General features: G+C 67.3%; 2 protein-coding genes. One reads left to right on the top strand and one right to left on the bottom strand.

Translation table 11 applies throughout. The features are described 5' to 3' along the window. Positions 1-4703: beta strand repeat-containing protein (locus QSG27_RS14350; protein ID WP_306707206.1), on the bottom strand; the 4703-nt coding region annotated here is incomplete at its 3' end. 554 nt (positions 4704-5257) lie between these two features. Here QSG27_RS14350 and QSG27_RS14345 point away from each other — a divergent pair. Next, a complete protein-coding gene (locus tag QSG27_RS14345) occupies positions 5258-6571 on the top strand; it encodes a tetratricopeptide repeat protein (protein ID WP_306707205.1) in 1314 nt (437 codons plus the stop codon). The last annotated feature ends 24 nt before the right edge of the window (positions 6572-6595 follow it).

Below are 6595 nucleotides of genomic sequence, written 5' to 3'. Positions count from 1 at the left end.
CTGCCGGCCTCCGCGGTGCCGGTGAGGGTCGGGGTGGCGCTGTTGGTCAGCGCCGCGCTGGTCACCGCCGGGGCGTTGGGCAGCGTCGTGTCGATGACCAGCGACTGGGTGCCCGGTGCGGAGACGTTGCCCGCCGCGTCGGTGGCGGTGGCCGAGACGGGGTTGGCGCCGTTGGCGTTGAGGCTCAGCGTGCCGCTGGCCGGGGTCGCCGTGGCGAGGTTGACCGACCAGTTCCCGCCCGTCGCGGTGGTGGTGTAGGTGGCCCCGCCCACCGTGACGGTGACGGTGCTGCCGGCCTCCGCGGTGCCGGTGAGGGTCGGGGTGGCGCTGTTGGTCAGCGCCGCGCTGGTCACCAACGGAGCAGCCGGCGGCGTGAGGTCCGCGACGCTCACCACCGTGCTGACGCCGGTGATAGTGGCGCTGCCGGAGGAGCCGCCGCTGTCCGTCAGGCCGGCGATGCTGACGGTGCGGTTGCCGAGGGTTGCGGCACCGCTGGTGTTCTTGTAGGCAAGGCCGCCCAGCAACGCGCCCATCTGCACGTCGGTGCGCTCAAGACCAGTGACGGTCACCGTCGCGATGCCGCTCACCACCGAGACTGTCACGGTGGCGTTGCCGCCCGAGGCTCCCAGCCCGGTCAGGGTGGCGGTGGCGCCGTTCGTCAGCGCGACGTCGATCCCGCCGATGTTCAGGACCTCGGTGGCGTCCACCACGCCGCTGACGGTGAAGACGGCGCCGCGGAAGCTCTGCCCCGCTTCGACCGTGGAGGCCGACACGCCGCTGAACAGGCTGGTGGAGGTGGAAACCCCGACGCTGAAGGTCTCGTTGCCGCCGGTGGCGCTCAGCGTCGGGATGGCATCGACGGTGATCTTGGCGGTCGCGCTGGCCACGCTGTAGGCATCGCCGGTGATGGTGTCGGCGGTGCTGCCCGCGGTGCCGCTGGTCCGGTCCCACGCCTTGAAGGTGAGGCCGCCGGTGTCCGTGTTGGTGAAGCCGGAACCGTTCGGCACGAAGCGGATGAGGTCCGATCCGGCAAGCAGCAGAGCGGAACCGTCGGAGGATCCTGCCGGGATGTTGGTCCAGCTGCCGCCGCCGACCTTGTACTGCCAGACGCCGTTGGTGTTGGTCACCCCGGTGACGGCGACGCCCAGCGGAACGATGGTGACGAACGGGAACGGGCTGTCATACTCCGCGTCGGTGGCGGTACCGGCGGAGGCCAGCATCGCCGTGACGGTCGTCCCGGTGTTGGAGGCGTCGGCGATGCCCTGGTCGATGGCCGTCAGGCTGCGGACGTCGTTGGACAGGATCGGGCTGTCGTTAACGCCTGTGAAGTTGAGGGTAATCTGCTGCGAGACGGTCCGGTTGCCGTCGGAGACGGTGAAGGTGCTCGTCCCCTGCATCGGCCCCGCCGGCACGCCGTTCAGGAAGGCCGCGTCGAACACATAGGCGTATTTGCCGGTCTGGCTGTTGATGTAGGAGGTGCCGCCCGGACCGGTGGACCACGTGTCGTAGGTGACGTTGTTGCTCAGCGTGACGCTGCCATACTGCACGGGGGAGCCCTGCGAGCCGGCGATGGAGTAGGTCAGCGTGCCGCCTTCCAGGTCGGACGCGGACAACTGGCCGGTCACCATCGGGAAGGTGTCGTCGGCCACCGTGTCGATCAGGGTCGGCGGGGTGGTCGGCACCGCCAGCGTCGGCGGGGCGTTGGTGTCGATGCGGTCGTTGTTCTGGCTGATCGGGGTGGTGTAGGCCGTGTTGGCGTTGCTGGCGCTGTCCACCAGGACAAGGTTGACCGGTATGTCCTGATTCGCCGCCCGGTCGCCGGTGAGCTGGCCGTCCGCGGTCACCGTGAAGGTCGCGGTGTAAGTGGTCGCGTTCACCTTGGTCAGGTTGCCGAGCGCGAAGCCGTTGACGGTGCTGCCGCTGCCCAGCGTGTAGGTGTCGCTGTCCGCCGCCACGGTGATCGTCACCGTTACCGTGTCGCCGACCTTGGCGATCTGGTTGGGGATGGTGACGTTGGTGATCGACGGCGGCGTCGTGTCGGCAGCCGGCGGGGTGTTGTTGATGACGGCCTGGCCGGTGACGGAGGCCGGAGCGTTGCTTGCGTTGTCGGTCAGGTTGCCGGTGCTCGGGTTGTAGTCGAGCGTCACCGTCTCGCCCTGGGTGACCGCCGAGGCCAGCGTGAAGGTCAGCGTGGTGCCGCCCGAGCCGCTGGCGTAGGTCGCCGCACGGCTCTGCCCGGCGACCGTGACGGTGAGGCCGGCGGCACTGGTCGCGGACACCGCTTCGGCGAAGGTGACCGTCAGGGTCGTGCCGTTCACTGCCGCCGAGGCGATGGTCGGCCGGTTGGCGTCGATGCGGTCGGCGCTCTGGCTGATCGCCGTGGTGTAGGGGGTGTTGGAGTTGCTGGCGCTGTCGGTCAGCACGATGCTGACCGGCACGTCCGAGCCCGCCGCGACGTCGGTGCCGCCGGCGGTCACCGTGAAGGTCGCGGTGTAAGTGGTCGCGTTCACCTTGGTCAGGTTGCCGAGCGCGAAGCCGCCGACGGTGCTGCCGGCGCCCAGCGTGTAGGTGTCGCTGTCCGCCGCCACGGTGATCGTCACCGTCACCACGTCGCCGACCTTGGCGATCTGGTTGGGGATGGTGACGTTGGTGATCGACGGCGGCGTCGTGTCGGCAGCCGGCGGGGTGTTGTTGATGACGGCCTGGCCGGTGACGGAGGCCGGAGCGTTGCTTGCGTTGTCGGTCAGGTTGCCGGTGCTCGGGTTGTAGTCGAGCGTCACCGTCTCGCCCTGGGTGACCGCCGAGGCCAGCGTGAAGGTCAGCGTGGTGCCGCCCGAGCCGCTGGCGTAGGTCGCCGCACGGCTCTGCCCGGCGACCGTGACGGTGAGGCCGGCGGCACTGGTCGCGGACACCGCTTCGGCGAAGGTGACCGTCAGGGTCGTGCCGTTCACTGCCGCCGAGGCGATGGTCGGCCGGTTGGCGTCGATGCGGTCGGCGCTCTGGCTGATCGCCGTGGTGTAGGGGGTGTTGGAGTTGCTGGCGCTGTCGGTCAGCACGATGCTGACCGGCACGTCCGAGCCCGCCGCGACGTCGGTGCCGCCGGCGGTCACCGTGAAGGTCGCGGTGTAAGTGGTCGCGTTCACCTTGGTCAGGTTGCCGAGCGCGAAGCCGCCGACGGTGCTGCCGGCGCCCAGCGTGTAGGTGTCGCTGTCCGCCGCCACGGTGATCGTCACCGTCACCACGTCGCCGATCTTCATCACCGCGTCCGGGATCGACACCGCCGTGATCGACGGCGGCGTCGTGTCGGCGGCACTCGGCGGCAAGGAGACGTAGGTGTCCACGCCGCTCAGCGTCAGTGTCTCATAGGGCGTGTAGACGGTCTCGACACCGGACACGAAGATCGTGCCGCTGGTGTCGATGACGGTCACCACATCGTTGCCGGTGCCGCCGATCAGGGTTTCCACCCCCTCGATCTGGACCGTGTTGCCACCGGTGCCGAGATGGACGACCTCGGTGCCCGCCTTGCCGACCACGGATTCGACGGCCGACACCATCATGGTGGCGCCCCGGGTGGTGCTCACCGTCACCACGTCCATGCCGGAACCGCCGATCAGCGTTTCCAGCGCCACCACCTGGATCGTGTTTCCACCGGTGCCAAGGTAGACGACATCGTTGCCCGTCTTGCCGACCACGGACTCGATCGCCGAAACCGCGAGGGTCATGCCGTCGTTGTTGAGCGCGACGACCATGTCGTCGCCGGAACTGCCGATCATCGTCTCGATCAGCGACACCAGCATCGTGCTGCCGCTGGTGTTCCAGGGGATGGCCCCGTCACCGACGATGGCCGTCCCGTCCCGGAGCGTGACGTTGACGACATCCTTGCCGCCGCCACCGATCAGGGTGTTGAGGCTTGCCACCGTGATGGTGTTGCCGACGTCGAGGAGAATCGCGGTGTTTCGGCCGCCGGTTCCGCCAACGATCGTTTCGATCGACGACACGGAAACTGTGCCGGCAGTGCTCTGGAGATTGGCCGTGCCGGACTTGAAGGACATCGTCACGACATCGTTGCCGCTGCCGCCTATGAGGGTCTCAAGGAAGGCGATGCCGATCGTGTTGCCGCCGTTGGCCAGATGGACGACATCGTTAACGGAAGCACTGGCGTTTCCGAGGAAAATCTCGATGCCTTCCACGAACATCGTGTTGCTGCCGGTGCCGCCTATGGTGGCGATGAGGTCCAGACCGCCGGTCCCGATCATCGTCTCCATCAGGGCCACCGCCATGGTGCTGCCGATGGAGCCCGCGGCGTTGATCCTGATGACGTCTTCGCCGGCGCTGCCGATCATCGACTTCAGATACCCCACCGACATGGTGTTGCCGGTGGTACCGGAGAGCGTGATGAGGGAGGTGCCGGTGGATGCGCCGAGGATCGTCTCAAGCGATTCCACCACCATGGTGGCGCCGGTGGACGTCAACCGAACCACGTCGTTGCCGGAACCGCCGATCAGAGTCTCGAGGGCCTGGACTGTGATCGTGTTCCCGGCCGTGCCGGCCAGCGTGACGACATCCTTTTTGGTGCTGGATGTGCCGCCGATGAGGCGATCGAGATTGGACACGCTCAGGGTCTGCCCCTGGGTGTTGAGCCGCGCGCCTTGGGTGCTGCCGTTGCCCCTGATTCCCGACCAGACCTCCGTCGAGGAGAACACGTAGTCAGCGCCACCCGTGAGCGTCAGTGTTCCACCAGCAGCCATCTCATCCCTCTTGCATCGGCTTTTTTTTCAGGCTCCGCGGCCGCGGCGGCAGGAGCGTGTTGGCCCTTACAGGAGGGGCCACTACGACTCAATAGTGGGAAAATGAAGTTAATAATTTATCTACGCTTACATGCCTCAACTCCTAATCACTGGAGCAACATCCGCGCTTCGATGAGAGATAGATATGCTATATTGGCGATGCATAACCTCATCTTCACGAGGCCAAGTTGCAACAGGCACGACCTGATATTTCTCGACCCCTCGCGTTGTCGCGCCTCGGTTGTTTTGTGCCCGAAGCAGAGAAATTTATTTCATGGCGATGGGCATATGGAAATAATCAATAATTACAAAAAGTAACAAAAAACATCCTGAAGATCGCATCCGTGCGCGTGGGGGCGTGGCCACGCCGCCGCCCTCCAGGGGCAAGCGGTTGACAGCCGCGCCATCAAGCGAGCCTATGATCGCAGCGTGGTCCTGCGGTTCGGCCACGGCGAGCCAGGGGGACGAGGATGGATCATGCACAGGCCACGACCACGCTGGAGGCCGTCCTCGCGGCCAATCCGCGTGACGATGGCGCCTGGAGCATGCTCGGTCATCTTCTGCGTCGCGCGGGAAAGCTGGACGGCGCCATCGCCTGCCATCGGCGGGGCCTGGAGGTCGCACCCGCGAACGCCAGCATCTGGAGCAATCTGGGCAACGCCCTGGTGGAGGCCGGTCGATTCGACGAGGCGCTGGCCGCGCATGGGGAGGCGCTTCGGCTCGAGCCGGACACTCCGGCCTTCCTCTTCAACAACGCCGTGGCCTTGCGCAAGGCGGGGCGCTTCAAGGAAACGCTCGCGATGATCGAGCGGGCGGCGGCGGGCGGGACCGCCACTCCCGAACTGCAGTGGGAGCGGGCTCTCGCCCGGCTTCAGATCGGCGACTATGTCCATGGCTTCGTGGATTACGAAGCCCGGCGCGGCCTTGCCTCCTACCATGGCCGGCCACCGTCGGAGCGGGCCTGGAACGGGGGACCACTGGACGGACGCGCCCTTTTCCTGTTCGCCGAACAGGGATTCGGCGACGCAATCCTGGCGGCGCGCTACGTGCCGCTGGCCAAGGCGCGGGGCGGCCGGTTGCTGTACGAATGCCATCCGGAACTGCGCCGGGTGCTGTCGGGGTTGGGTGTCGACGACGTCCTGCAACCGGGGAGCCCACTGCCGGCCTTCGACGTCGAGGCGTCGCAGATGAGCCTGCCGGGCCTGTTCGGCACCACACTGGCCTCGGTCCCGCCACCGGTGACCCCGACCGTTCCGGCCGCCTCCCGCGACAAGGCCGCCCATCGGCTCGGCGTGCGGGAGCCGGGCACGCTGCGTGTCGGGATTGTGTGGTCGGGACGGGTGACCTTCGCCGACAACGGTCGGCGCGCCGCCAGCCTCGCCCGATTCCTGCGCTTCGCCGAGGTGCCGGGCGTCCGGCTCTACAGCCTTCAGAAAGGACCGCCCGAAGCCGAACTCGTGGACAGCGGGGTTTCCGGCTGCCTGGTGACTCCGCTCGGCCCCGACCTGGACGATTTCGCCGACACGGCGGCGATGCTGGAACAGCTCGACCTCGTCATCATGACCGACAGTTCCGTGGCGCATCTCGCCGGGTCCCTCGGCAAGCCGGTCTGGAACCTCGTGCAGCACGTTCCCTATTGGATCTATGGCCTTTCCGGAGAGCACACGCCGTGGTACCCGACGATGCGCCTGTTCCGCCAAGGCCCCGAGCAGGACTGGGAACCGGTGTTCGTCCGGGCGGCCGAAGCCCTGCGCGAGGAGGTCCGCCGCCGAACCGGCCAATGATGCGGTGGGGGTGATCGCGGCGGG

The sequence above is a fragment of the Azospirillum isscasi genome, from assembly GCF_030849505.1.
GTDB classification, from domain to species: domain Bacteria; phylum Pseudomonadota; class Alphaproteobacteria; order Azospirillales; family Azospirillaceae; genus Azospirillum; species Azospirillum isscasi.
Note: the sequence above shows the minus strand (reverse complement) of the source record. Positions and strands in the feature narration are given on the sequence as shown.

What these genes read in the sequence shown, in the direction of transcription:
- QSG27_RS14345 (WP_306707205.1), top strand. Translation starts at nt 5,258, where the DNA reads ATGGATCATGCACAGGCCACGACCACGCTGGAGGCCGTCCTCGCGGCC.